At 47.6% G+C, this 26,934-nt stretch carries 15 protein-coding genes and 5 rRNA genes; 15 read left to right on the top strand and 5 right to left on the bottom strand.

Going from position 1 to position 26,934, the window contains the following annotated elements:
• Window positions 1–36: 36 nt before the first annotated feature.
• Window positions 37–2,916 (top strand): 23S ribosomal RNA (locus tag U4956_RS06660).
• A gap of 232 nt (window positions 2,917–3,148) precedes the next feature.
• Window positions 3,149–3,255 (top strand): 5S ribosomal RNA (rrf, locus tag U4956_RS06655).
• A gap of 104 nt (window positions 3,256–3,359) precedes the next feature.
• Here the strand turns inward: rrf (U4956_RS06655) and U4956_RS06650 are convergent.
• The 3 genes from U4956_RS06650 to udp all read right to left on the bottom strand — a co-directional run bounded on the left by U4956_RS06650 (window position 3,360) and on the right by udp (window position 5,760).
• Window positions 3,360–4,166, bottom strand: a complete 807-nt coding sequence (locus tag U4956_RS06650; RefSeq protein ID WP_323089766.1) for a hypothetical protein — start codon at window positions 4,164–4,166, stop codon at window positions 3,360–3,362.
• A gap of 405 nt (window positions 4,167–4,571) precedes the next feature.
• Window positions 4,572–5,003, bottom strand: a complete 432-nt coding sequence (gene cdd, locus U4956_RS06645; protein WP_323089765.1) for a cytidine deaminase — start codon at window positions 5,001–5,003, stop codon at window positions 4,572–4,574.
• Window positions 4,972–5,760 carry a uridine phosphorylase gene (udp, locus tag U4956_RS06640; protein ID WP_323089764.1) on the bottom strand — a complete coding sequence of 263 codons (789 nt, stop codon included), beginning with the start codon at window positions 5,758–5,760 and terminating at the stop codon, window positions 4,972–4,974. Before udp ends, cdd begins: the two co-directional genes overlap by 32 nt.
• A 743-nt stretch (window positions 5,761–6,503) precedes the next feature.
• Here udp and U4956_RS06635 point away from each other — a divergent pair.
• From U4956_RS06635 to rrf (U4956_RS06575), 13 genes are all read left to right on the top strand, one after another.
• On the top strand, window positions 6,504–7,361 hold the full coding sequence (locus tag U4956_RS06635) for a transketolase (protein WP_323089763.1): 858 nt from the start codon (window positions 6,504–6,506) through the stop codon (window positions 7,359–7,361).
• Entirely contained in the window at window positions 7,358–8,359 is a 1,002-nt protein-coding gene (locus U4956_RS06630) for a transketolase family protein (protein WP_323089762.1), read from the top strand. Before U4956_RS06635 ends, U4956_RS06630 begins: the two co-directional genes overlap by 4 nt.
• Before the next feature lie 519 nt (window positions 8,360–8,878).
• Window positions 8,879–9,592 carry a purine-nucleoside phosphorylase gene (gene deoD, locus U4956_RS06625; protein ID WP_416347410.1) on the top strand — a complete coding sequence of 238 codons (714 nt, stop codon included), beginning with the start codon at window positions 8,879–8,881 and terminating at the stop codon, window positions 9,590–9,592.
• Window positions 9,593–9,655: 63 nt separating this feature from the next.
• Window positions 9,656–10,699 (top strand): BMP family lipoprotein, encoded by a 1,044-nt coding sequence (locus tag U4956_RS06620; protein ID WP_323089761.1) that lies wholly within the window; start codon window positions 9,656–9,658, stop codon window positions 10,697–10,699.
• Between the two features lie 602 nt (window positions 10,700–11,301).
• Window positions 11,302–12,831 (top strand): ABC transporter ATP-binding protein, encoded by a 1,530-nt coding sequence (locus U4956_RS06615; RefSeq protein ID WP_323089760.1) that lies wholly within the window; start codon window positions 11,302–11,304, stop codon window positions 12,829–12,831.
• Entirely contained in the window at window positions 12,828–13,991 is a 1,164-nt protein-coding gene (locus tag U4956_RS06610; protein ID WP_323089759.1) for an ABC transporter permease, read from the top strand. Before U4956_RS06615 ends, U4956_RS06610 begins: the two co-directional genes overlap by 4 nt.
• Window positions 13,985–14,902, top strand: coding sequence for an ABC transporter permease (locus U4956_RS06605; protein WP_323089758.1), 918 nt, complete (start codon window positions 13,985–13,987; stop codon window positions 14,900–14,902). The genes U4956_RS06610 and U4956_RS06605 overlap by 7 nt, the downstream gene beginning before the upstream one ends.
• Window positions 14,903–14,907: 5 nt before the next feature.
• The gene (locus U4956_RS06600; RefSeq protein ID WP_323089756.1) at window positions 14,908–16,101 is read left to right on the top strand and encodes a phosphopentomutase; all 1,194 of its coding nucleotides are present in this window, start codon (window positions 14,908–14,910) and stop codon (window positions 16,099–16,101) included.
• A gap of 185 nt (window positions 16,102–16,286) precedes the next feature.
• Window positions 16,287–16,952: a deoxyribose-phosphate aldolase gene (gene deoC, locus U4956_RS06595; RefSeq protein ID WP_323089755.1), complete on the top strand. Its 666-nt coding sequence runs from the start codon at window positions 16,287–16,289 to the stop codon at window positions 16,950–16,952.
• A 475-nt stretch (window positions 16,953–17,427) separates the two neighbouring features.
• Window positions 17,428–17,874: a hypothetical protein gene (locus U4956_RS06590; RefSeq protein ID WP_323089754.1), complete on the top strand. Its 447-nt coding sequence runs from the start codon at window positions 17,428–17,430 to the stop codon at window positions 17,872–17,874.
• 593 nt (window positions 17,875–18,467) lie between these two features.
• Window positions 18,468–19,996: ribosomal RNA gene (locus U4956_RS06585) — 16S ribosomal RNA — on the top strand.
• 354 nt (window positions 19,997–20,350) lie between these two features.
• Window positions 20,351–23,230: ribosomal RNA gene (locus U4956_RS06580) — 23S ribosomal RNA — on the top strand.
• 264 nt (window positions 23,231–23,494) lie between these two features.
• Window positions 23,495–23,601 (top strand): 5S ribosomal RNA (rrf, locus tag U4956_RS06575).
• The 16S, 23S and 5S rRNA genes sit together here, the layout of an rRNA operon.
• A gap of 106 nt (window positions 23,602–23,707) precedes the next feature.
• Here rrf (U4956_RS06575) and U4956_RS06570 read toward each other — a convergent pair.
• The gene (locus U4956_RS06570) at window positions 23,708–24,979 is read right to left on the bottom strand and encodes an RNA-binding domain-containing protein (protein WP_323089753.1); all 1,272 of its coding nucleotides are present in this window, start codon (window positions 24,977–24,979) and stop codon (window positions 23,708–23,710) included.
• A gap of 560 nt (window positions 24,980–25,539) precedes the next feature.
• Window positions 25,540–26,784, bottom strand: coding sequence for a GTPase HflX (hflX, locus tag U4956_RS06565; RefSeq protein WP_323089752.1), 1,245 nt, complete (start codon window positions 26,782–26,784; stop codon window positions 25,540–25,542).
• Between the last annotated feature and the right edge of the window lie 150 nt (window positions 26,785–26,934).

Below are 26,934 nucleotides of genomic sequence, written 5' to 3'. Positions count from 1 at the left end.
AAAAAGCATAGTTAAAAACAAGCATATTTGAAACTAGATCAAGCAAGGAAGGGCGTACGGAGGATGCCTTGCCACTCTTGAATGATGAAGGACGCATCAGACTGCGAAAAGCTGCGGGGAGCTGTCAGGAAAGCGACGATCCGCAGGTATCCGAATGGGGGAACCCGGCTGGAGTCATATCCAGTCATCCATGTCTTTGATATGGAGAGCAACCCGGTGAACTGAAACATCTAAGTAGCCGGAGGAAAAGAAAACAACAGTGATTTCCCGAGTAGCGGCGAGCGAAAGGGAATTAGCCCAAACCATAGCGATATGGGGTTGTAGGAGCGCAACAGACAAAACGCGAGTGAACAGGAACGTGATGGAAAGCACGGACACAGAAGGTGAAATCCCTGTACTGGAAAGCAAGCCAAGTAGTCAGCGAGATCCTGAGTACGACGGGACACGTGAAATCCTGTCGGAAGCAGGCGGGACCATCCGCCAAGGCTGAATAAGTAAGAGTGAGCGACAGTGAAGAAGTACCGTGAGGGAAAGGTGAAAAGAACCGCGCAAGCGGAGTGAAAGAGAACCTGAAACCGTATGCCTGCAAGAAGTCAGAGCCCGTCAAAGGGTGATGGCGTGCCTTTTGTAGAATGAACCGGCGAGCTGCTTTTGGATGCAAGGTTAAGCAGGAAAATGCGAAGCCGAAGCGAAAGCGAGTCTTAACAGGGCGAATGAAGTAGCCAGGAGCAGACCCGAAACCGGGTGATCTAGCCATGGGCAGGTTGAAGCAGAGGTGAAACTTTGTGGAGGACCGAACCGACCATCGTTGAAAAGCTGGCGGATGACCTGTGGCTGGCGGAGAAATTCCAATCGAACCCGGAGATAGCTGGTTCTCCCCAAAATAGCTTTAGGGCTAGCGTTAACGCAAGCCTGCGGAGGTAGAGCACTGAATTCATGATGGCCCCATCCCGGGGTACTGAATGGAATCAAACTTCGAATGCCGCAAGGAGAGTAGTTGGCAGTCAGAGTGTGGGTGATAAGGTCCATGCTCAAGAGGGAAACAGCCCAGACCGCCGGCTAAGGCCCCAAAATGATGACTCAGTGGAAAAGGATGTGGGGACGCACGGACAACTAGGAGGTTGGCTCAGAAGCAGCCACCCTTTAAAGAGTGCGTAACAGCTCACTAGTCGAGTGGCCCTGCGCCGAAAATGTACCGGGGCTAAGTCATCTGCCGAAGCCGCGGATAAGGATTGAAAGATTTTTATGGTAGGGGAGCGTTGCATGTTCATGGAAGCAGAATCGTGAGAGTCTGTGGAGGACATGGAAGTGAGAATGCCGGTGTGAGTAGCGAGATGCAGGTGAGAATCCTGCACACCGAAAGCCCAAGGATTCCAGGGGAAGGTTCGTCCGCCCTGGGTCAGTCGGGACCTAATGATAAGCCGACAGGCGAAGCAGATGGAAAGCAGGCGAAGATTCCTGCACCCGCGATAAAGGCGATGGAGTGACAAAGACGGGAAGTGTGACCCTCTTAATGGATTGAGGGCCAAGCGCGGCAGTACGGATCCAGGCAAATCCGGATCAATGCGTACAGAGCGTGAAGGGTAAGCGAAATCGAAAGAAAGTAGCCAAGCACATGGAGCGGCTTTCAAGAAAAGCTTCTAGCAAGACTTTATTGCGGCCCGTACCAAAACCGACACAGGTGGGCGCGCTGAGCAAGCGAAGGTGAGCGAGAGAACTGTTGCCAAGGAACTCGGCAAAATTGCCCCGTACGTTCGCAAGAAGGGGCGCTCGAGAGAGCCGCAGTGAAAAGGCCCAAGCGACTGTTTAACTAAAACACAGCTCTATGCAAAGCCGCAAGGCGAAGTATATGGGGTGACACCTGCCCGGTGCTGGAAGGTTAAGGGGATCTGTTATCCGCAAGGAGAAGCAGTGGTCCGAAGCCCCAGTGAACGGCGGCCGTAACTATAACGGTCCTAAGGTAGCGAAATTCCTTGTCAGGTAAGTTCTGACCCGCACGAAAGGTGAAACGATTTGGGCGCTGTCTCGGCAGCAGACTCGGTGAAATCTTAGTACCTGTGAAAATGCAGGTTACCCGCAACTAGACGGAAAGACCCCATGGAGCTTTACTGCAGCCTGGTATTGGGTTTTGGATGATCATGTACAGGATAGGCGGGAGGCTATGAAGAAGGAACGCCAGTTTCTTTGGAGCCGCCGTTGGGATACCGCCCCTGATGATTTGAAGCCCTAACGTGAAGAGAGAATCTTACAGACAGTGCCAGGCGGGCAGTTTGACTGGGGCGGTCGCCTCCTAAAGAGTAACGGAGGCGCCCAAAGGTGCGTTCAGTCTGGATGGAAACCAGACAGAGAGTGTAAATGCAAAAGCGCGCCTGACTGCGACACCAACAAGTGGAGCAGGGACGAAAGTCGGGATTAGTGATCCGGCGGTGCCGAATGGAAGGGCCGTCGCTCAACGGATAAAAGCTACCCTGGGGATAACAGGCTGATCCCGCCCAAGAGTTCACATCGACGGCGGGGTTTGGCACCTCGATGTCGGCTCATCGCATCCTGGAGCTGGATTCGGTTCCAAGGGTTGGGCTGTCCGCCCATTAAAGCGGTACGCGAGCTGGGTTCAGAACGTCGTGAGACAGTTCGGTCCCTATCTGTTGTGGGCGCAGGAGATCTGAGGGGAGCTGTCCTCAGTACGAGAGGACCGGGATGGACCTGCCAATGGTGCATCGGTTGTCACGCCAGTGGCACAGCCGGGCAGCCAAGCAGGGAATGGATAAGCGCTGAAAGCATCTAAGTGCGAAGCCAGCCCCAAGATAAGATCTGCGGTAGATAAGACCCCTTGAAGACTACAAGGAAATAGGCTGGGTATGGAAGTTACGTGAGTAATGAAGTTGGCCAGTACTAATCGGTCGAAAGCTTAATCTAAGATAACGAGAGCGCCTGTTGGAGTGATGAAGAATGAAGAAGATGGAAACAGAGTCAAAGACGCAAGTTAAAGACAATGATTCCAGAATCATTCAAAATCACAGACAGGCGGTAATAAGAAGTAAACGATCAGAAATGATCAGATCATAACTGTAACCAAAGTTATGTCAAAGCTGGTGTTTGTTTTTGAAAGATCCATGAGATAGAATGGTTAAGTCGCAAGACAAACCGGTATGGTGACGATAGCCAATGGGTCACACCCGTTCCCATCTCGAACACGGCCGTTAAGCCATTGAACGCCGACGATAGTGTAAAAGCAAAAATAGGAAGTCGCCAGACAAAAGCAAATCCCTGAAGAATAAAGGAGAAATCCGATATTCTTCAGGGATTTTTTTACGTTGCCAGCCGGGCGGAATTTATAGAAACCAGGAATGAGTCCTGGCTTATTTTGAATTGAAAGTGAAGTGAAAGGAGTGCCCATACATAACCATGATTCGCTCTGGAATGTAGGGAGAGACTTTCTGGTGCTCCGCCCACAAAAAATCTCTCAGTTCAGGAATTGTTTTGTTGGAATCGAAAGTAAGACTGTGGGCTGCCAACTCCAGTGGATCGTCTCCACTTTCCGTGTCTGAGGGCGTTGCGCGATCGAGCCAAGCTTGATAATAACTAAGCGAAGCGCCTCGAAGGTCATAACATTCAACAGAAACGTAGAAGTTTTCCAGACACTGCTGAGTGGCGATATCAATGCTTTTGAAAACCGCAAAGGCCAGAAGACCAATCATCTGGTCTCTGGGTTCGGAAGCAGGAACAGCCTGCTCATCTGCATAAAATTCAATAGGAAGATATTTTGGATCAGGAACAGAAAACAGCCATGACATTGTGCTTTTGATGTGATCGTAACGGGCGCAGTCAAAGGATTGAGCACCGGGTTTGGACAGGATCGCCACATTGACAATTTCACTTCGGATTGGATCTGAAAAATCGGATCGACCGTGAAAGTCATTGTAGCTGAGAAGAACATATCCTTCATCTTCCCAGCGGGCAATTTTTAAAAATTCGATAAACTGATTTCGGGTAAATCGGCCTGGTTCTCGTCTTTCAATATATTCCCAGATTTCTTTGACCGGATAGCATCCGGCATAATTCGAAAATCCCTTCAAGACTTTACGAAGCACCCGTGAATCTGTATCTTTGAAGCCGGCCTGGCGGTAGAGATCATTGAGATATCTTCTCGAATATGCCTCAGGCATGACCAGATCGTAGGGCTTTTTTTGGAGTCGATGTGGCGGCGGTTTTCTTTGCCACGGATTTTGCTTTCATTTTCGATTTTCCCATTGCAGGACTTCCTTTCTTGAAAATAGGCTGCTGAAGCAAGAATACTTACCAATCCGGCAATGATGGGCGGCTTTCTGTCTTTTTGTTCTGACAGAAGCGAAAAGCCATTTTGCTCTTGATCTTTTTGGTCAGCCATTTTTGTTGTTGTCTGTTTTTATTATAAGGGTCAATGGAATTTTTCTCTTTTTTGCCGACAAGACAGAGAAATTGAATCTGAAATGGATGAGATCGCAATAAAAATCTCCCTGAGTTTCTGATGAATATCCACGGCTCAGGGAGAGTTTATTTGGCCAACTTGTTGATAATAAACCGGATGGTGGCTATTTCATGCTTTCATCCGAAAAGGCAAAGGGCATCAGCTCACTGACCGTAAAGATTTTGATTGCTTTGTGGTTGGTGCAGATCACAGGGGTGTTCAGGGTGAGCAGATCGAGCATGATCTGGCGGCAGGCGCCGCAGGGCGGGGTGATTTCTTCTGTTGGGGCAACCACCACTAAGGCCTTGATGCGATCCTTCAGATAGCCTTGCATGACGGCTGAAAACATGGCTGTCCGTTCCGCGCAGTTCGAAAGACCATAAGACGAGTTTTCAATATTGGCACCCGGGATCAAAGTGTCATCACAGGTGATGACGCACGCGCCCACCGGAAAGTGCGAATAAGGAACATACGCTTTTTTGGAGGCTTCAAAGGCGGTTTCAATCGCCCGATGAAGCAGGTCTTTACTCAGTGGCAGTTTCGTTTCGTCTGTCATTGGCAATCAGCTCTCTCACCGCTTCAATGGCCACCCGGATGGCCAGATCGGTATCATGAACAATGGGGTTTGGCAGGCCAAGGCGTTCACGTTCCTGGTTTCCGATGACCATGAAAATAGAGCCTACCCGCACGCCCCGATAGGCGCCGACGGTAAACAGGGCGGCAGATTCCATTTCGGAAACCTTGACCCCAAGGCGTTTCCAGGCTTCCCATTTCTGTTCCAGATCATAAGAAACGGGCATGGTTTGTGGATTGTGCTGGCCATAGAAGGAATCTTTACACTGGGTGACTCCAACGCAATACGGGGCATTCAGTTTTTTTGCTCCGGCAACCAGCGCATTGACGACGTCAAAATCGGCAACAGCTGGAAATTCGATCGGTGCGTACTCGCGTGATGTGCCTTCCGCTCTGACGGCTCCATTGGCGATCATGACGGAACCAGATTCGACTTCCGGCTGCATGCCGCCGCAGGTTCCAACGCGGATAAAGGTATCCGCGCCCAGGTTAGCCAGTTCTTCCAGCGCAATGGCAGCCGAAGGACCACCGATTCCAGTCGAAGTGACCGAAACAGGAACGCCATCGAGCGTACCGGTCCAGGTTTCAAATTCGCGGCTGTCTGCAACTAAATGCGGATTGTCAAAGTAGGCGGCAATTTTTTTGGTGCGCTTGGGGTCGCCGGGAAGCAGGACATACTTTCCAACGTCTCCTTTTTTCATGTTGATATGGTATTCATATCCTTGTTCGGCATATTTCATTGTGATATTCCATCTCCTTGTTGTCTGTCTTGTCTGCAAGCCCTTTCTGGACTTGTAGAGCACGTTGTCCGCTCCTGTGACCAGGTCTGGCTTTTTTTGTTGATCTTTCGGTTCAGTGGATGGAAAGAAAACCGCCCGTCGATTTTGTGGGCGGGGAAAAAGAAGCCAGAAGCCCGAAAAACAGGATCTGGATCCATACAATTGTGTGATAACGCTTTCAGCATCATTATAGGAGCTTGGTTTCCACAAAGGGGTTCGGATGATCGAAAACCAGTAAAAAAGTGATTTGGAAAATGTCTGCATTAAACAGACAAATTCAAAACAAGGCTAAAGGAAAAGCAAAAATGGTCGGACCAAAAAAATGGATGAAAATAAAAATGTCCATTCTGGATGGAACTGTCAATCGGATATGCCGCATAAACATGGGGATTCAAGTCATGATTGTGGGAGAGAAATGAGTCCTTTGCCCAAATTGTCTAAAAGCATATAGGCATATGAATGCGCTTTCCAAAATATACGGGGTAAGATCGCAAGTGAAGAAAGACGGAAATTGAACAGTTTGAATAGGTTCGAAATGAATAAAAGTGTTGATTCAACAAAAACAAAACTGCAGGGTCCTCCTGGATTCAAGTCCCGTTCCAGCTTTTGATTCAGGCGCAGATGGAGAGCGAGTCCCTGCGGCCTTTTGGGCAGTTGTTTTCTCTTTGAGCTTCAAGATACGAACCTGGAAAGAAGGCGTAATCATGGATGTCATTCGCAAACAGACTTTAGAGCGTCTGGCGATTATGACTCGAGAAGGGATTTTAAGAAGTGTATATGGCGCCAAAGCTGGTCATCCCGGCGGCAGTCTTTCAGCTGCTGATGTGCTGACGTATCTGTATTTTGACCAGATGAAAATTGATCCGCTCAATCCGCGCTGGAAGGATCGCGATCGCTTTGTTTTATCTAAAGGACATACGGCTCCTGCCCTGTATTCGGTTCTGGCGCTGCGCGGGTATTTCCCCCAGCGGGATCTGCCGACGTTAAGACACATTGATTCTTATCTGCAGGGCCACCCGAATATGAATACAGTTCCCGGCGTGGATATGTCGACTGGGTCGCTTGGCCAGGGACTTTCTACGGGGGCTGGCATGGCGTTAGGGTTAAAACTTCAGGGCAAGGATGAAAATGTTTATGTCATGGTCGGAGATGGCGAAATTGAAGAAGGCCAGATCTGGGAAGCGGTTTTATTTGCGCACCAGTTCCAGCTGGACCATTTGTGTGTCATCGTCGATGTCAATGGGCTGCAGCTGGACGGACCGACGGAAACCATCATGGATACGTATCCAATCGCGGATAAATTCCGCTCTTTTGGCTGGAATGTCAAGGTGATCGACGGACATGACTTCAGCTCCATTGAAGAAGGTTTTGATGATTTCGAAGCCCACCGCCACTCCAGAAAGCCGACCGTGCTGCTGGCCAGGACCATTAAGGGCAAGGGCATTTCCTATATGGAAAATCGGGTGGAATGGCATGGCAAAGCCCCAAATGAAGAACAGTTTAACCAGGGCATGGCTGAACTTGCCCTGGCCAGAGAAAGACTGGAGGCGATGCACGCATGACAAATGAAAAAGAACAGGTTCGCATTGCCACCCGCCAGAGTTATGGAGAAGCTTTAAAAGAGCTGGGAAGCCAGGTGGACAACCTGGTCGTTCTGGATGCGGATCTGGCCAATGCGACTAAGACCTGCCTGTTTCGAGATGCCTTTCCAGAGCGCCACATTGACTGCGGGATTGCGGAAGCCAATATGATGGACGTTGCGGCTGGCCTTTCTACGACCGGACTGGTTCCTTTTGCTTCGACGTTTGCCATGTTTGCGGCTGGCCGCGCCTTTGAACAGATCCGCAACACCATCGGCTATCCGCACCTGAATGTCAAAATTGGCGCGACGCATGGCGGCTTAAGCGTCGGTGAAGATGGGGCCAGCCATCAGTGCCTGGAAGACATTGCCCTGATGCGCACAATTCCCCAGATGACGATTTTCTGCCCAGTCGATGATCCGGAAGCCAGAGCGATGGTCAAAGCAGCCTATGCGCTGGATGGGCCAGTGTATATGCGCTTTTCCCGCCAGGCCACCCCGATTGTTCATGGGGATGACTATCAGTTTGAATCTGGCCATGGTGAAATTCTTCGCAAAGGCAAAGACATTGCGATTGTTTCCACTGGAATCCTGAGCGCGGAAGCGCTGGCCGCGTGCGACTTGCTTGCAGAGCATGGCATTGAGGCCACGCTCATTCACATGGGCACCATCAAGCCTCTCGATGAGGAGCTGCTGGTGGATACGGCCCGAGACGTGAAGGGATTTGTGACCGTCGAAGAACATAACATTATCGGCGGCCTTGGAGATGCCGTCTGTGACACGTTAAGTGAGCATCATCCGTTGTTGATCAAGCGGCTGGGCGTTCGAGATGTCTTCGGTCATTCAGGTCCAGGCAAGGCTTTGCTTCATGAATGCGGCCTGGATGCGCAGGGCATTGCCTGGAGTATTGAGAAGTGGATGGATCTTCATCCTGACATTTTTCAGCTTACGGCAGGCGGATTCAAAACCACTGGAAATTAAGAAAACAAAATGACTTTGAGGGACACAATTTGGATGTGAATTTCCTTTTATCCATTCAACTTGTTCATTCAACCTTTGTTGTGGATCGAAAAGATTGTCTCAAAACGCTTTTCGTCTCTTCATAAGCAAACAAACCGATAAAATTAAAAAATGTCTGATAATGGTATTAATAGATAAGCACAGAAAGACAGACTGAGAATTCAGAAAATAAGCCGGATGAAAAGAATGGAATGTTCTTCTTCATGTCTTTGATCATTAAATTCCGTTACAAAATTCCGTTATAAAATTCTGTTTCTAAGCGCCGTTGCCGGTTCGGACTGCTCTTGCAAGCAGAAGGAGAGTCGGGCGCATGGGCACCATCAATTCCTGCTGCCCCATCCATTCTTTCGAAAATCGCAAACGGGCTGGAACGGATCGTTGACGGATCGTTATAGGGTCCGGCTTTCCAGATTCCCGTCTGTCAGGCGTTATTCTGCCACGCTGGCAGAACTGAATTAATTCTGTGTAAAAGGAGAAAATATGAGCAATATCCCAACCCCCCACATTGAGGCCAAAAAAGAAGACATCGCAAAAACAGTCCTGATGCCTGGTGACCCCCTGCGTGCAAAGTTTATCGCTGAGACTTTCCTGGAAAACCCAAGACAGGTCAATGGCGTGCGCGGCATGCTGGGCTATACCGGAACCTATAAAGGAAAACCAGTCACTGTTTTTGGCGGCGGCATGGGCATGCCAAGCGTAGGCATCTACACATATGAATTGTTTAATTTCTATGATGTAGACCAGGTTATCCGGATTGGCAGCGCCGGTGCCTTAAGCGATGATGCAAAACTGAGAGATGTTGTCATCGGTGTCGGAGCCTGCACAGATTCCAACTATGCTTCCCAGTTCAAATTACCAGGAACATTTGCACCGATTGCCGATTTCGGACTGATTACCAAAGCTGTAAAGGCGGCTGAAGAACTGAATATTCCGGTGGCAGCTGGCAATATTTTATCAACGGATGTGTTCTATTCAGCTGATGAAACAGCACTGTCCAAATGGGCAGAAATGGGTGTGCTGGCAACGGAAATGGAAGCCGCTGCCCTGTATATGAACGCCGCCAAGGCGCATAAAAAAGCTTTATGCCTGCTGACCATCTCGGATGCCCCATTCCGCGGCGAATCCTTAAGTTCAGAAGATCGCCAGACCAGCTTTACCGATATGATGAAAATTGCCCTGGAACTGGCTGAATAGTTCGGCTTTCCTTCAGGATTGGATTGAAATATCCCTACATACACAAGATAAAGAAGAATAATTATGAAACGCGCAAAATGTATTGCCGCAGGCCTGCTGAGTCTGTGCTTAGCCATAGGCGGCAGTGGCTGCGCCATGAACGAAAAAGATGATGACACCTATCAGGCTATCATGGTTACCGATACGGGCGGCATCAATGACCAGTCCTTTAACCAGTCGAGCTGGGAAGGACTGAAAAACTTCCGGGACAGCACCGGTTCGACGATCCGTTATCTCGAAAGTAAACAGGCATCTGATTTCACGACCAACCTGGACCGTGCAACGGATACCTATCCAGATATTGTCTGGGGAATTGGTTTCTCCCTGGCGGATTCCCTGTTGCAGGTAGCTGCAATGAACCCGGATATCAACTTTGCGATCATTGACCAGTCCTTTGAGGAAACCCCGCAAAACGTAACGGGTGTTGTCTTTAAGGCGGAAGAGTCTTCCTTCCTGGTTGGCTATATCGCCGGACTGTCGACGAAGACTGATAAAGTCGGCTATGTGGGTGCAATGAAAACCTTCGTTAACGACCAGTTCGAATATGGCTTCTTAGCCGGTGTTGCCTATGCGGCAGCAGAACTTGGCAAAGATATCGAAGTCCAGGAACAGTTCACTGAATCCTATTCCGATGTCGCCAAGGCAAAAGGAATTGCCAACAAGATGTTTGCCAATGGCTGCGATATCGTTTTCCATTCTGCTGGTGGTGCCGGATTTGGCGTGATTGAATCCGCCAAGGAAAACAATAAAATGGCGATCGGTGTCGATACCGATCAGTCCTACCTGGCTCCTGACAATGTTCTGACCAGTGGCCTGAAAAACGTCGATGTTGCGGTTGAATCCATTTCCAAGATGGACATGGACGGCGAAGAAATCGGCGGCAAGACCTTCTCCTATGGATTGAAGGAAAACGGTGTCGGGATTCCGGAAGTCAACAAGAACATGGATCCAGCTGTTTACGATAAAGCCATGAAAATTCAGGAAATGATTATCAATGGCGAACTGGTCGCTCCATCCACTGAAGAGACGTACAACGAATTTATTGCAAACCTCAATGGAACCAAATAGGTCCGCCTGATTGTTTTTCGCTGACGGCCTGGACTCTGGCAGCCCTGGCCTTGATCGTTTTAAAAGCCGGGTCAATGGTTTGTCTCTTTTGAACTGTTGATGGCCGGGGTGAATCTGCTTCGAGCTTTGAATATCCAGCTCGATTCGGCAGATTCATCACTATCCATATTCATATAAGAATAATCATGTAGGAATGATCAGACAGGAATGATCAGACAGGAACAGACAGAAAGAAACAGGAAGGTCTCTCAGACTGCCGGATGCCCAAAAAGATGGATCCCAAGGCCGCCTGATGCAGCTTTGCCAGACACAATCAACAAACTGACTCAATCAAATCACACAACAGAGAAATAAAAACCTACATACACACATAAACAGAAGTATAGAAAAATCAAAATGCCGACAAAAATTCTCTTCAGATTTTATCCGTAAAAATGATAAAGAGACAAAAAAGTTAATAGAGACAAAAAGTTAAAAGAGAATTTGGATCTGGCATGGCGCTCCATTCAAAACGAGCGAAAGTCTCCAGAAAAAAAACAGAGGGATCTGGCCGCGACCTGTAAGGCGCCGAGCGTTTCTGGAGGTGAAGGAGCAATATCATTATGGTACCCGATAATAAGTATGCGGTTCAGATGCATGGCATTACCAAGCGGTTTGGAACCCACACCGCTCTGGATTGTGTCGACCTGAATGTGCAAAAAGGCAGTATCCACGCTATCTTAGGTGAAAACGGGGCCGGAAAAACGACCTTGATGAATATCCTGTATGGACTTTATCAGCCGGATGAAGGCGAGATTTACCTGTATGGTAAAAAAGTGGATATGAAAAACCCAAACGTTGCCATTGCCAATGGCATCGGCATGGTGCACCAGCACTTTATGCTGGTGGAAAACTTTACAGTTGCCCAGAACATTATTTTAGGAAAAGAAACATGCAGTGGCTTTGGCGTTCTGGATATGAAGAAAGCCAAGAAAGATGTTCAGGCCCTTGTGGACAAGTATGGCCTGGAAGTCGATCCGGATGCATTAATTTCTGATATTTCCGTTGGCATGCAGCAGCGTGTTGAAATCCTGAAGGCTATTTACCGTGGTGCGGACATCCTGATTCTTGATGAACCGACCGCCGTCTTAACCCCGCAGGAAATCAATGAGCTGATGATCATCATGCAGCGCTTAGTCAAAGATGGTAAAACCATCATCATTATTACGCACAAATTAAAAGAGATCCTGGCTTCTTCGGATTACTGCACCATTATCCGCCGCGGCAAGTGGATTGATACGGTCGCTTTGATCAACATCAATGAAAACCAGCTGGCAGATATGATGGTTGGTCATGCGGTCAAACTGAAAGTCGAAAAGACGCCGGCCGTTCCAAAAGAAGAAATTTTCACCATGGAAAACGTCAATGCCAAGGATGCACGCGGCATCCCAGCTTTGAAAGATATGAACTTAAAGCTGCGCAAAGGCGAAATCTATGGCCTGGCCGGTATTGACGGCAATGGTCAGAAGGAACTGATCGAAGTCATTACCAACCTGCGCAAAGCAGATTCTGGAAAGATCACGATGAATGGTGAAGAAATCCAGAACACCACGACGCGCAACACAATGAATCACAAGATTTCTACAATTCACGAAGACCGTGAAAAACGCGGCTTGATTCCTGATTTTACGGTAGAAGAAAACGTCATTCTCGATACCTATATGAAAGAACCGTATTCGAAAAATGGCATCCTCAAATCGAAACCAATTGAACAGGAAACCAAAGAGCTCATCAAGGAATACGATATCCGTCCAGATGATTGTGAAAAGAATTTAATCCGCGGCCTTTCGGGTGGTAACCAGCAGAAAGTCATTATCGCCCGTGAAATTGCCAATGATCCCGACCTGCTGATTGCGGTACAGCCAACTCGTGGGCTGGATGTTGGAGCGATTGAAACGGTGCATAACATGCTGATTAAAGAAAGAGACAAAGGAAAAGCTGTCCTGCTTGTGTCTCTGGAACTGGATGAAGTCATGTCTGTAGCCGATCGAATCGGTGTCATTTATGACGGTCATATTCAGGGTGAATTCAAACAGGGTGAAGTTGATGAACAGGCAATTGGTCTGTTGATGGCAGGGGGTAGTCTCTCATGACACGCTTCATTCAAATTCTCAAAAAACCGGTAACGGGAACTCTGATTGCCATTTTATTTGGCTTTATTGTTGCGGGTTTTATCCTGTCTTTTGCCGGATATAACCCATTTGCAGCCTTTCATGCATTACTGACCGGCATTATCGGCCGACCGAAATATCTGGCGAATATTGTCGTCAAATCGACGCCGTTGATTCTGACTGGTGTTTCGGTTGCCTTCGCTTATAAGATGGGCCTGTTTAATATTGGTGCCGAAGGTCAGTACATTGTCGGTGCCCTGGCTGCCAACCTGGTGGGGATTTCTATCCACCTGCCAGCTATTCTCCAGCTGCCGCTGGTTTTATTGGCTGGAATTGCAGCTGGTGCTCTATATGGTGCTTTTTCTGGCTGGTTAAAAGCCCGCTTTAAAATTCATGAAGTTATCTCGGGGATCATGCTGAACTGGATCGCCCTGTATTTCTCCAACTGGATCATTAACCTGGATGCTTTCCATAAGCCCAATACATCCGGTGCTTATCCAATTGATCAGGCTGGCTGGACAACGTTCTTTCCAAACTGGAAATCAACTGCCGAAGCTGGCCAGTTCATGACAGATCATCCATATATTGGAGATATCCTGCGAACTGATTTCAACGCTGGATTCATCTTCGCCATCGCCCTGGCAATCCTGATGGCTTACGTGCTCTATCGCACAACCAAGGGTTACCAGCTGCGCGCGGTGGGTGACAACAAAGATGCCGCTGAATTTGCGGGCATTGATGTCAAGAAAAATATGATTCAGGCCATGCTGATTTCCGGTGCTCTGGCTGGTCTTGCAGGCGCTTTAAATATCGCCGGCAATGCGCCGCACGCCGTGATGCAGCTGGCTGCATTTGAGGGCAATGGCCTGAATGGTCTGTCCGTCGCCTTTATTGCCGATGGCAGTCCGATTGGCTGTATTTTCTCTGGTTTCCTGTTTGGTGGACTGCTGTATGCAGGTCAGTCCATTCAGTATATGATTGGCGCACCAAGTGAAATCATTAATATCCTGATTGGTACCATCGTATTCCTGGTTGCCCTGAAAGATATCGTTATCGTGATTGCTGATCGCCTGGAGGCAAGAGAAGTGCTCAAGCGCAAAGAACAAGCGCGGGCAGCGAAAGGAGGCGCTGCTTCATGTTGAATACTCTGACTCTGATCATCGGTATTACGATGATGTATGCAACCCCGATGGCCTTTGCGGCACTTGGCGGGGTAATCTCTGAACTTTCCGGTGTGACAAACATCGGTATGGAAGGCATGATGACCATTGGTGCCTTCGTTGGTGCAAGTGTTGGCTATTTCAGCGGCAATCCATGGCTGGGTGTGATCTGCGCCGGTATTTCCGGTGCCTGCCTGGCGTTATTCCATGCGATTGCATCGATCGAATTCCATGCTGACCAGACAGTTTCGGGCGTTGCCTTAAACCTGATCGGTCCAGCCTTAGCCTTATTCTTCTGCCGGCTTGCGTTTGACGGTTCCGCGGTTACACAGCCTGTCCAGAACAAACTGCCTAAACTCTTTGGATCCAATGCCAGCGGTATACTGGGCAATCTGAATGTGGATATGATGGTTGTGATTGCTCTGATTCTGGTTGCGATTGCCTGGTTTGTGATTTATCACACCAAATGGGGTCTGCGCATTCGCGCCGTCGGTGAAAACCCGGCTGCGGCAGATACCTTAGGTGTCAATGTAAAAGTTGTACGGTATATCTGCGTCATCCTGTCTGGCTTTTTAGCTGGTATGGGTGGAGCGGCAGTTACCCTGTCCATTGTTGCCCAGTTCTCGCAGACTTCTATTGCCGGTCAGGGCTATATGGCGCTGGCAGCGGTTATCTTTGGCCGCTGGCTGCCGCATGGGGCTTATCTGGCCTGCCTGTTGTTTGGTTTTGCCCAGGCTTTAACCGTTGTCTTTGGCGGCGGTACTGGCGGCTTGCCAACACAGATCATTGCTATGCTTCCGTACGTCATGACGATCCTGATCCTCATGCTCTTTGTCGGAAAATCGAACGCACCAAAAGCCGATGGTGTGCCGTACATTAAAGGACGGCGTTAATCAATATGAAAAAGTACAATCGAATTTTTACCATTGTCATCGACTCCTTTGGAGCTGGTGAAGAACCAGATGCTGCCAAGTTTGGAGATGTCGGATCCGATACCATGGGCCATATTGCCCAACATATGGATCACTGGAAAATTCCAAATCTCCAGAAACTGGGTCTGGCCAATCTTCATCCTTTGCAGGGCGTAGATCCTGTTGAAAAGCCGATGGCTAAATATACAACTCTGCGTGAAAAATCCAATGGCAAGGACACCATGACTGGCCATTGGGAAATGATGGGACTCGAAACAAAAGAACCGTTTATCACCTTTACCGATCATGGCTTTCCTCCTGAACTGATTGCTGAACTGGAAGAGAAAACCGGTCGGAAAGTCATTGGCAACAAAGCGGCCAGTGGAACTGAAATCCTGGATGAACTGGGCGAAGAAGAAATCGCCACTGGTCATCTGATCGTATATACCTCTGCCGATTCAGTTTTACAGATCTGTGGCAACGAGGAAACGATGGGGCTGGATACTTTATATAAGTATTGCGAAATTGCCCGTGAAATCACGATGAAGCCAGAATGGAAAGTCGGCCGTGTCATTGCCCGTCCATATGTCGGCAAGACCAAAGGCCACTTTATGCGTACCGCCAACCGTCATGACTATGCCTTGCAGCCGTTTGATAAGACGGATCTGGATGCTCTGAAACAGGGCGGCCTTGAAGTGATTTCCGTCGGCAAGATTTATGACATTTTCGATGGCCAGGGCCTGACGGAATCCAATAAATCCCAGTCTTCTGTGCATGGCATGGAGCAGACGATCGATATCGCGAAACGTGAATTCTATGGCTTATGCTTTGTCAATCTCGTTGACTTCGATGCCAAATGGGGCCATCGCCGCAATCCTATCGGCTATGGCGAAGAAGTTGAACGTTTCGATGAAAAACTTGGTGAACTGATGAAAGTCTTAAATGATGATGATCTGTTGATTATCACCGCCGACCATGGCAACGATCCTACGTTCAAAGGAACCGACCATACTCGTGAACGCGTTCCATTTTTGGCCTGGTCTCCTTCGATGAAAGAAGGCGGACCGCTGGAAGAAAAAGATACCTTTGCGGTGATTGGCGCAACAATTTCGGACAACTTCGATGTACCAAGATCTGACCATCTGATCGGAGAATCGATTCTGGATGAGCTGACAGACTGAACAATGAGTCTGCAATTTTCCTGAATCCATCACGTCTGGATCCAGTTGAATAACAATTCAGCGAAAAACAAAACCAAATTCTGAAATTAAGAAACTGACAATCGGCAAAAGCAGTGCCTTCTCTTTGGAAATAATTCCAGAAAGAGCAGACACTGCCTGCCGGATTGTGAGTCCAGGTGAATACAATGAATGAAAAAGAGATTCTGAAAAAAGTCGACCATACTTTACTGTCCACCACTGCCACTTGGGATGACATCCGCCAGATTGTGGATGATGGCATCGCATTTGACTGTGCTTCGGTATGTATCCCGGCAAGCTTTGTCAAACAGGCAAGTGACTATGCCGAAGGAAAAATCCCGGTATGCACCGTTATTGGCTTTCCGAATGGCTATGACACAACGGCTGTCAAAGTCGCGGCCGCAAAAGATGCGGTTGAAAACGGCGCCAAAGAAGTGGATATGGTCATCAATTTAGGCTGGGTCAAAGAAAACCGCGATGACCTGGTTCTGGATGAAATCCGCCAGGTTCGCCAGGCTATTCCTGATGCCTTGTTAAAGGTGATTATTGAATGCTGCGACCTGACTGATGATGAAAAAATCCGGATGTGCGAAGTCGTCAACCAGTCTGGTGCTGAATACATCAAAACCTCTACCGGCTTTTCCAAAGGCGGCGCTACCTTTGAAGATGTGGAACTGCTTCGTAAATATTCCAGCCCAGAAGTCAAAGTAAAAGCTTCCGGCGGTATTCGATCCATGGAAGATGCCGAAAAGTTCGTTGAACTCGGTGCGGAACGCCTAGGAACCAGCCGATTGGTTAAAATTGCTAAAGAGCAGCCGAAAGAAGCCAGCTAAAGAGACCTTCTTTAAAAGTCCAGAATAGAAACCAGCAGATGGAAATCCCTGATCTTTCCAGCTTGCAGATGCTTTCAAATGCCTTGAAGTATCGGGAATGAAGGTAGAGATACAGAATGACTCTTTATGCCTCCTGGAAGGCTGGAAATAGTTAAATCAGGAAGGATCTCATCACTGTTTTAATCTGGTATGGTATATTATGAATGAGGATAAAAACTCGTCGATCATGATGGTCTAGATATCATGACCGCATATGTTTAGCCTCCGACAACGACGGGGCGCTTTTGGCAGTAGAATATCGTTGATGTGTATGTTTAGCCTCCGACAACGACGGGGCGCTTTTGGCAGTAGAATATCGTTGATGTGTATGTTTAGCCTCCGGCAACGACGGGGCGCTTTTGGCAGTAGAATATCGTTGACGTGTATGAAAAGGCTTGTCTTCGGACAGGCTTTTTTTATGCCGAGAAGGTGAAATATGAAAATTGTCACAATTAGTCGAAGATTACTTAAGAATTTTCAGCAGGACCCAGAGGTCCTTAAAAAAGAAGGCCGTCCTTGTTTGCTTGTTGTTCGCTTGAAATATAAAGGAGATGTTTTGCCGTTTGCTGTTCCGTTACGGTCAAATATTTCGGCTGTAACTCCTAAAGATCAATATTTTGCTTTGCCTCCTCGTTCAGGGACTCGTTCCGGAAATCATCATGGACTACACTATATAAAAATGATGCCAATGGCCAAAAAGTATATTGTTCGGTATCGTACAGAAAATGATGAGTTTGCTACCATTGTTCAGTCTGTAGTCAATCAAAACGAAAAGCGGATCATTACAGAATGCCAAAAGTACTTAGATGACTACTCAAATGGATATCGCCCTTTATACTCAACCGATATTGATCTTCTTCTAACTATTCTTAAGTCTTTATGAGGCTTCAATCAGTGTGATTCAAACTTTTAGGCTTAAACATGAAGTAAAAATTTGACAAAAGGATACGGAATGAAGTATTGTAGTAAAACTGTCGAAAATTTTGAAATGCGAGTAGAGATTGGTCGGCAGCCCCTGCTCATTTACAAGAAGCCGTTTTTGAAAAGGGGCTATCTGCTTGGGTAGGTTTTAAGAAAATATCAGGCAGTCCAGAGATTGCTGGTATGTGAGATAACAAAAATATTTCACAAAAGTACTTGACCCGGGATACTGCCTGGTGTTATAGTAATTGAGCGTTAAGAAAACGCGGCAACAAAGCCGCTGATCTGACGCAAATCATCTTTAGATATCGAAGAAATCGTTGATTGTGAAATTCTTAAAAATATTTCACAAAAGATGTTGACTTCCGATATGGCAGATGATAAGATAAACAAGCCTTGTGAGGGAAATTGATTCACTCACAAACAGATGGCTCTTTGAAAACTCTGATTACAGACAATTCAATATTCGAAATTAACACGTCGATTCTTGAAACAACACTTAATACTTCAATAATCAATTCACGAAATATAAACGCAATAGCGTTGAGTCAATATCAAATGGAGAGTTTGATCCTGGCTCAGGATGAACGCTGGCGGCATGCCTAATACATGCAAGTCGAACGGAACACTTTTGTGTTCAGTGGCGAACGGGTGAGTAACACGTAGATAACCTGCCCATATCCGGGGGATACGCTTTGGAAACGAAGTCTAAAACCCCATAGGAAAACAGAAGGCATCTTCTGTTTTTGAAACAGGCCTTTAAGCCTGGGAGATGAATGGATCTGCGGTGCATTAGTTAGTTGGCAGGGTAAAAGCCTACCAAGACGATGATGCATAGCCGGCCTGAGAGGGCGATCGGCCACACTGGGACTGAGACACGGCCCAGACTCCTGCGGGAGGCAGCAGTAGGGAATTTTCGTCAATGGGCGCAAGCCTGAACGAGCAATGCCGCGTGAGTGAGGAAGGTCTTCGGATCGTAAAGCTCTGTTGCAGGTCAGAAAAGAAGAAAAGAGGAAATGCTTTTCTTTTGATAGTAACCTGCCAGAAAGTCACGGCTAACTACGTGCCAGCAGCCGCGGTAATACGTAGGTGGCAAGCGTTATCCGGAATGATTGGGCGTAAAGGGTGCGCAGGCGGCGTGGCAAGTCTGAAGTGAAAGGTACGGGCTCAACCTGTACAGGCTTTGGAAACTGCCACGCTCGAGGACAGGAGAGGGCGGTGGAACTCCATGTGTAGCGGTAAAATGCGTAGATATATGGAAGAACACCAGTGGCGAAGGCGGCCGCCTGGACTGTTACTGACGCTCAGGCACGAAAGCGTGGGGAGCAAATAGGATTAGATACCCTAGTAGTCCACGCCCTAAACGATGAGGAGCAGGTGTCGGGGGTAATGCCCCGGTGCCGAAGCTAACGCAATGACTCCTCCGCCTGGGGAGTATGCACGCAAGTGTGAAACTCAAAGGAATTGACGGGGGCCCGCACAAGCGGTGGAGTATGTGGTTTAATTCGAAGCAACGCGAAGAACCTTACCAGGCCTTGACATGGGATGCGAAGACTTAGAGATAAGTTGGAGGTTACCATCCACACAGGTGGTGCATGGTTGTCGTCAGCTCGTGTCGTGAGATGTTCAGTTAAGTCTGGCAACGAGCGCAACCCTCGTGATCTGTTACTACCAGTAAGATGAGGACTCAGATCAGACTGCCGGTGACAAACCGGAGGAAGGCGGGGATGACGTCAAATCATCATGCCCCTTATGGCCTGGGCTACACACGTACTACAATGGCGCCTACAGACGGAAGCGAAGCTGTGAAGTGGAGCGAACCCGAGAAAAGGCGTCCCAGTTCGGATTGAAGTCTGCAACCCGACTTCATGAAGTTGGAATCGCTAGTAATCGCGGATCAGCATGCCGCGGTGAATACGTTCCCGGGCCTTGTACACACCGCCCGTCAAACCATGGAAGCCGGCAACGCCCGAAGCCGATGGCATAACCCTTAAGGGAGTGAGTCGTCGAAGGCGGGGCCGATGACTGGGGTTAAGTCGTAACAAGGTATCCCTACGGGAACGTGGGGATGGATCACCTCCTTTCTAAGGAGAAAGTACAAGGAAGCATTAAGTAACTAAGTTGGAGTCTGTAACAGAGTTTTGGAAGAGCGATCTTCCAGGCTGAAATTCATCTTCTTCTCGAAGAACAAAGTTCAAAAGAGAAGTACAGAAGAAACAGTCTAAAACATGGATCTTTGAAAAACGAACATCAGTATAAGACATAACAGAAGGTCTGACGTAAGTTGTAAGTAACAACGTTACGAAAGTAACCGACTGAAAAGAAAGAAGAAATTCGATCTTTGAAGTCACAAGATTTACCAAGTCAGAAAACAGTTAACAGTTCTTATTAGAAAAATCTCGAAAAAGCATAGTTAAAAACAAGCATATTTGAAACTAGATCAAGCAAGGAAGGGCGTACGGAGGATGCCTTGCCACTCTTGAATGATGAAGGACGCATCAGACTGCGAAAAGCTGCGGGGAGCTGTCAGGAAAGCGACGATCCGCAGGTATCCGAATGGGGGAACCCGGCTGGAGTCATATCCAGTCATCCATATCTTTGATATGGAGAGCAACCCGGTGAACTGAAACATCTAAGTAGCCGGAGGAAAAGAAAACAACAGTGATTTCCCGAGTAGCGGCGAGCGAAAGGGAATTAGCCCAAACCATAGCGATATGGGGTTGTAGGAGCGCAACAGATGAAACGCGAGTGAACAGGAACGTGATGGAAAGCACGGACACAGAAGGTGAAATCCCTGTACTGGAAAGCAAGCCAAGTAGTCAGCGAGATCCTGAGTACGACGGGACACGTGAAATCCTGTCGGAAGCAGGCGGGACCATCCGCCAAGGCTGAATAAGTAAGAGTGAGCGACAGTGAAGAAGTACCGTGAGGGAAAGGTGAAAAGAACCGCGCAAGCGGAGTGAAAGAGAACCTGAAACCGTATGCCTGCAAGAAGTCAGAGCCCGTCAAAGGGTGATGGCGTGCCTTTTGTAGAATGAACCGGCGAGCTGCTTTTGGATGCAAGGTTAAGCAGGAAAATGCGAAGCCGAAGCGAAAGCGAGTCTTAACAGGGCGAATGAAGTAGCCAGGAGCAGACCCGAAACCGGGTGATCTAGCCATGGGCAGGTTGAAGCAGAGGTGAAACTTTGTGGAGGACCGAACCGACCATCGTTGAAAAGCTGGCGGATGACCTGTGGCTGGCGGAGAAATTCCAATCGAACCCGGAGATAGCTGGTTCTCCCCGAAATAGCTTTAGGGCTAGCGTTAACGCAAGCCAGCGGAGGTAGAGCACTGAATTCATGATGGCCCCATCCCGGGGTACTGAATGGAATCAAACTTCGAATGCCGCAAGGAGAGTAGTTGGCAGTCAGAGTGTGGGTGATAAGGTCCATGCTCAAGAGGGAAACAGCCCAGACCGCCGGCTAAGGCCCCAAAATGATGACTCAGTGGAAAAGGATGTGGGGACGCACGGACAACTAGGAGGTTGGCTCAGAAGCAGCCATCCTTTAAAGAGTGCGTAACAGCTCACTAGTCGAGTGGCCCTGCGCCGAAAATGTACCGGGGCTAAGTCATCTGCCGAAGCCGCGGATAAGGATTGAAAGATTTTTATGGTAGGGGAGCGTTGCATGTTCATGGAAGCAGAATCGTGAGAGTCTGTGGAGGACATGGAAGTGAGAATGCCGGTGTGAGTAGCGAGATGCAGGTGAGAATCCTGCACACCGAAAGCCCAAGGATTCCAGGGGAAGGTTCGTCCGCCCTGGGTCAGTCGGGACCTAATGATAAGCCGACAGGCGAAGCAGATGGAAAGCAGGCGAAGATTCCTGCACCCGCAATAAAGGCGATGGAGTGACAAAGACGGGAAGTGTGACCCTCTTAATGGATTGAGGGCTAAGCGCGGCAGTACGGATCCAGGCAAATCCGGATCAATGCGTACAGAGCGTGAAGGGTAAGTGAAATCGAAAGAAAGTAGCCAAGCACATGGAGCGGCTTTCAAGAAAAGCTTCTAGCAAAACTTTATTGCGGCCCGTACCAAAACCGACACAGGTGGGCGCGCTGAGCAAGCGAAGGTGAGCGAGAGAACTGTTGCCAAGGAACTCGGCAAAATTGCCCCGTACGTTCGCAAGAAGGGGCGCTCGAGAGAGCCGCAGTGAAAAGGCCCAAGCGACTGTTTAACTAAAACACAGCTCTATGCAAAGCCGCAAGGCGAAGTATATGGGGTGACACCTGCCCGGTGCTGGAAGGTTAAGGGGATCTGTTATCCGCAGGGAGAAGCAGTGGTCCGAAGCCCCAGTGAACGGCGGCCGTAACTATAACGGTCCTAAGGTAGCGAAATTCCTTGTCAGGTAAGTTCTGACCCGCACGAAAGGTGAAACGATTTGGGCGCTGTCTCGGCAGCAGACTCGGTGAAATCTTAGTACCTGTGAAAATGCAGGTTACCCGCAACTAGACGGAAAGACCCCATGGAGCTTTACTGCAGCCTGGTATTGGGTTTTGGATGGTCATGTACAGGATAGGCGGGAGGCTATGAAGAAGGAACGCCAGTTTCTTTGGAGCCGCCGTTGGGATACCGCCCCTGATGATTTGAAGCCCTAACGTGAAGAGAGAATCTTACAGACAGTGCCAGGCGGGCAGTTTGACTGGGGCGGTCGCCTCCTAAAGAGTAACGGAGGCGCCCAAAGGTGCGTTCAGTCTGGATGGAAACCAGACAGAGAGTGTAAATGCAAAAGCGCGCCTGACTGCGACACCAACAAGTGGAGTAGGGACGAAAGTCGGGATTAGTGATCCGGCGGTGCCGAATGGAAGGGCCGTCGCTCAACGGATAAAAGCTACCCTGGGGATAACAGGCTGATCCCGCCCAAGAGTTCACATCGACGGCGGGGTTTGGCACCTCGATGTCGGCTCATCGCATCCTGGAGCTGGATTCGGTTCCAAGGGTTGGGCTGTCCGCCCATTAAAGCGGTACGCGAGCTGGGTTCAGAACGTCGTGAGACAGTTCGGTCCCTATCTGTTGTGGGCGCAGGAGATCTGAGGGGAGCTGTCCTCAGTACGAGAGGACCGGGATGGACCTGCCAATGGTGCATCGGTTGTCACGCCAGTGGCACAGCCGGGCAGCCAAGCAGGGAATGGATAAGCGCTGAAAGCATCTAAGTGCGAAGCCAGCCCCAAGATAAGATCTGCGGTAGATAAGACCCCTTGAAGACTACAAGGAAATAGGCTGGGTATGGAAGTTACGTGAGTAATGAAGTTGGCCAGTACTAATCGGTCGAAAGCTTAATCTAAGATAACGAGAGTGCCTGTTGGAGTGATGAAGAATGAAGGATATGGAAACAGGGTCAAAGACGCAAGTTAAAGACAATGATTCCAGAATCATTCAAAATCACAGACAGGCGGTAATAAGAAGTAAACGATCAGAAATGATCAGAACATAACTGTAACCAAGGTTATGTCGAAGCTGGTGTTTGTTTTTGAAAGATCAATGTCAATGAGCGAATGCAAAAAACAGGAAGCAAAGCTGTCCTGGTAAGGCAGAAACTCAAATCAAGTATGGTGACGATAGCCAATGGATCACACCCGTTCCCATCTCGAACACGGCCGTTAAGCCATTGAACGCCGACGATAGTGTAAAAGCAAAAATAGGAAGTCGCCAGACGAAAGTAAATCCCTGAAGAATAAAGGATAAATCCGATATTCTTCAGGGATTTTTTGCGGTTGTTTGGACTCTTGGAAGGCAGAGCAATAGCGGCAGTGGTGGAAGATTAAGATGGAATATGATATTTGGTCGATCTTCCATTGCCAGTTTTTTCAATGTGTTTCTTTTCAGTCAAAGTATTGAGAAGAGCCAGTTGTTTGCTTCGGCTGAGTCCGGATACGTTTAATAATTCAGTTGAGGAAACTGGCTGATACATCTTGATCAACTGATAAAGTTTCATTTCATCACCGCTTAAATCCGGCTGTTGCTGAAGCGCAGGCAGAGTGATTCCAATTGAATTTTCTTTCACAATGAATTCTGGTTTCTTTACGGATTGGCGGTACTGATCGAGAACAAAGGGAATCCCAGAGCCGAGGTTTTCAATATATCCAAGCTTGAGAAAGACTAATGCCAAAGTTTTATTTCGCAAAATAGAAAGATGCTGATTGGAAAGATAATCAGCCTCAGTAATGCCATCGGGTAATCCTCCAGGAGAAAGAACAGTAACGGAATGGGGATCCATCTCGATGCGAATTGAGCTATTGATCTGCCATTCACGATAGACAATTGCATTGATTAATACTTCCCGAAAAGCCAGAAGGGGAATCAGTTCAACCGTCTCGCGCTGTATCCCCCGGACTGCTTCATAAAAATATTGTTGTGGAAACAGATCCATAGTTCGATCGATCATTTCAAGAACGGACATTTTTTCTAAACGAATCCGATTTTTAATGAGCCGATGAGAATCATTATAAATTACGATATCAATTCCTGGAAAAGGGCATTGGTCAGACAGCATTGCTCCGCAGTTTGTATATCCTTCCTCTTTGGAATAGACTTCCAGAGTGATCATAGTCTGCGGATATTCAGGATCAATTCCAAAGCGATCGCGAAAATGCTTTTCGAAGCTTTGAAAAGTCAGATCCTGATCAGGATTTGGATTTGTCCATGGGATTTCGGTAAAGGTCTGATTGGTCCCACGAAGAACAAGATTTTTGAATTCGATTGAATCCACTTCAGTCGTCGAGGAGTCGTTTCGCTTATAAGCCTTGTTGTGGTAACAATAGGGAGTGTTGTGGCCGCGCTGAACTTCCAGAGTAATGACATTATCCATTCCAATTGAAAACTGAAAAGATGGATTGGGAATGATATTGTCATTAATCTGGTTTTCAAGGGCCAGAACTGTTTCGACAGGGTTGTCCACCCCAATGCATTTTCCGTCATCGGTGATTCCAAACTTGATTTTTCCAGTTCCATAATTTGCATAGGCACTGACTGTCTTTAAATACGTTTTTGTAAGATCTGCTTTATATTCGAGAGTCCGATTTTCACGTTCCATAGTCGATTCCTTATCTTCAGTCGCCGTGTTCAGAGGCAAAGTACGCAAAGGATAGGCAGAGTGAGCTGAAAAGGGCTTCTACCTGTCTATACCTATTACTGGATCCTATTCTATCAAATGTTAGTAATAAAAAATAATTTTTTGTTTGATAGTATAGATAGGAAAAAGTTTTCTATCAGATTTATTGAATAGAAAATTATTATCTATTTAATTCGTTTGATATATAATAATTATCTACTAAAAATGAATAAATATAGCTATAGATGAAAGGTGCCATAAAAATCTACAATCAGTTAAATCATAAAATAGTAATATAGGAATATTAATATCTTGATTCGCTAAGGTAAGGTAACAGTTTTATGCCCGTGGTGATGAAACGACAGAAGGCAGTATTATGGATTGAAGAATTCCATTGAATTTTTTGTTTAAAAATAAGCTGTATAAAAAGGGCAGCCGACACTGCCCTTTTAAACTGCCGGAACGAGAGGTAAGGGATACCTGGATAGATCTTGGCAAAAAGTCTACTGGAAGAAATAATGGCTTACAGCCAAGATTGCGGATCAGGACTGCTGGAAAATTCCAGCAAGTTTTGGAAAATTCTTTTCCCGATAGCGGATGGTCAGTTTTACGCCTTCATCAGTTGGTTTTTCTTCCAGAATCCGTGCATGCTTTTGAATCAGGTAGAGTTGGTTCATCTTCTCAAAAGGAAGTTCTAGAGTGGTGGTTACTTCTTTTCCATAGAGACGATTTACAATTTCATTCTGCAAAAACTGGATATCGCTTTTTTGTCTGGCAGAAATGAAGATACGATCATTGTCAGCTTCAGGATGCGCAAAACTGGTTTGATCACACTTATTGAAAACTTGTACAACCGGAATCTGGCTGACGCCGATTGACTCAAAGGTTCTGGCTACGGTCTCAATATGGCCGGCATGATTTTCATTGGCGGCATCAACGATTTCCAGAATCAGATCTGCATCCTTTAAATTCGAAAGCGTAGATTTGAACCCTTCAATGAGATCGTGCGGCAAATCCTGAATAAAACCAACTGTATCCACTAACAGAAACGGTGCTGCTGGATCAGTATCAATCAGCCGTACAAAAGAATCCAGAGTTGCAAAAAGCTGGTCTTGCGCATAGACCTGCTTCTGATTTTCTGAATCAGAGGTGGACAGTTCAAGCAGCTTGTTCATGATGGTCGATTTGCCAGCATTGGTATAGCCAGCCAGGGCGACAATTGGCAGATTGCTGTTGTTGCGCGACTTTGCCTGGGTCTTTTTCTGGTTTTCGATTTTTTGCAGTTCCTTTTTGTTCTGGGTAATGTACAGCTGGATCTGCCGCTTATCCAGATTGATTTTCTTTTCACCGGCGCCACGGTTTTGACCGGCTCCGCCCTGTCGGTCCAGGTCGGTATAGAATCCTGAAAGCCGGTTCAGTTTTCTTTTTAACAGGGCGGATTCAACTTGCAGTTTAGCTTCTTTGGTCTGCGCCCGCAGCGAAAAGATATTCAGGATCAGATCGGTAGGATCCAGAACTGGCTTATCAAAAGCTGCTTCCAGTTCTCTTGCCTGTAAAGGACTTAAAGGATAGCCAATGACGATGGTATCGATGTCTGGATTTTCTTCCAGAAGCATCCTGACTTCCTGTATTTTTCCTGTTCCTAACAAAGATTTCGTCCGGATCTGGTTAGGATTGTAAAATATTTGCGTGGTGCAGGGAACCAGGCCACTGTCCATCAATTCTTTTAATTCTGCTTCTTTATATGAGTCCACATTTGAGGGACAAATCAGTAATCCGTTTTTCATGGCTTCATTATATCTGACCAGGTCTGCCTCGTATTGGATAGGGCTTGTTTCCATAGCAGACAAGGACAATAGGTCTTACAAGGACAATAGGTCTTGGATCTGGAAGCTGATATTCCTGATGGGTGATTGTTCACACCCCCTGTTGAAAGA

The organism is Allobaculum sp. JKK-2023 (assembly GCF_034745455.1).
In the GTDB taxonomy this organism is placed as follows: Bacteria; Bacillota_I; Bacilli_A; order Erysipelotrichales; family Erysipelotrichaceae; genus Allobaculum.
Note: the sequence above shows the minus strand (reverse complement) of the source record. Positions and strands in the feature narration are given on the sequence as shown.

Excerpts from the sequence above, each read along its gene's own strand:
- deoD (WP_416347410.1), top strand. The coding sequence starts at position 8,879 with ATGAGCAATATCCCAACCCCCCACATTGAGGCCAAAAAAGAAGACATC.
- cdd (WP_323089765.1), bottom strand. The coding sequence starts at position 5,003 with ATGACAGACGAAACGAAACTGCCACTGAGTAAAGACCTGCTTCATCGG.
- U4956_RS06600 (WP_323089756.1), top strand. The coding sequence starts at position 14,908 with ATGAAAAAGTACAATCGAATTTTTACCATTGTCATCGACTCCTTTGGA.
- U4956_RS06590 (WP_323089754.1), top strand. The coding sequence starts at position 17,428 with ATGAAAATTGTCACAATTAGTCGAAGATTACTTAAGAATTTTCAGCAG.
- U4956_RS06650 (WP_323089766.1), bottom strand. The coding sequence starts at position 4,166 with ATGCCTGAGGCATATTCGAGAAGATATCTCAATGATCTCTACCGCCAG.
- U4956_RS06610 (WP_323089759.1), top strand. The coding sequence starts at position 12,828 with ATGACACGCTTCATTCAAATTCTCAAAAAACCGGTAACGGGAACTCTG.
- hflX (WP_323089752.1), bottom strand. The coding sequence starts at position 26,784 with ATGAAAAACGGATTACTGATTTGTCCCTCAAATGTGGACTCATATAAA.
- U4956_RS06615 (WP_323089760.1), top strand. The coding sequence starts at position 11,302 with ATGGTACCCGATAATAAGTATGCGGTTCAGATGCATGGCATTACCAAG.
- U4956_RS06630 (WP_323089762.1), top strand. The coding sequence starts at position 7,358 with ATGACAAATGAAAAAGAACAGGTTCGCATTGCCACCCGCCAGAGTTAT.
- U4956_RS06635 (WP_323089763.1), top strand. The coding sequence starts at position 6,504 with ATGGATGTCATTCGCAAACAGACTTTAGAGCGTCTGGCGATTATGACT.
- U4956_RS06605 (WP_323089758.1), top strand. The coding sequence starts at position 13,985 with ATGTTGAATACTCTGACTCTGATCATCGGTATTACGATGATGTATGCA.
- udp (WP_323089764.1), bottom strand. The coding sequence starts at position 5,760 with ATGAAATATGCCGAACAAGGATATGAATACCATATCAACATGAAAAAA.
- U4956_RS06620 (WP_323089761.1), top strand. The coding sequence starts at position 9,656 with ATGAAACGCGCAAAATGTATTGCCGCAGGCCTGCTGAGTCTGTGCTTA.
- deoC (WP_323089755.1), top strand. The coding sequence starts at position 16,287 with ATGAATGAAAAAGAGATTCTGAAAAAAGTCGACCATACTTTACTGTCC.
- U4956_RS06570 (WP_323089753.1), bottom strand. The coding sequence starts at position 24,979 with ATGGAACGTGAAAATCGGACTCTCGAATATAAAGCAGATCTTACAAAA.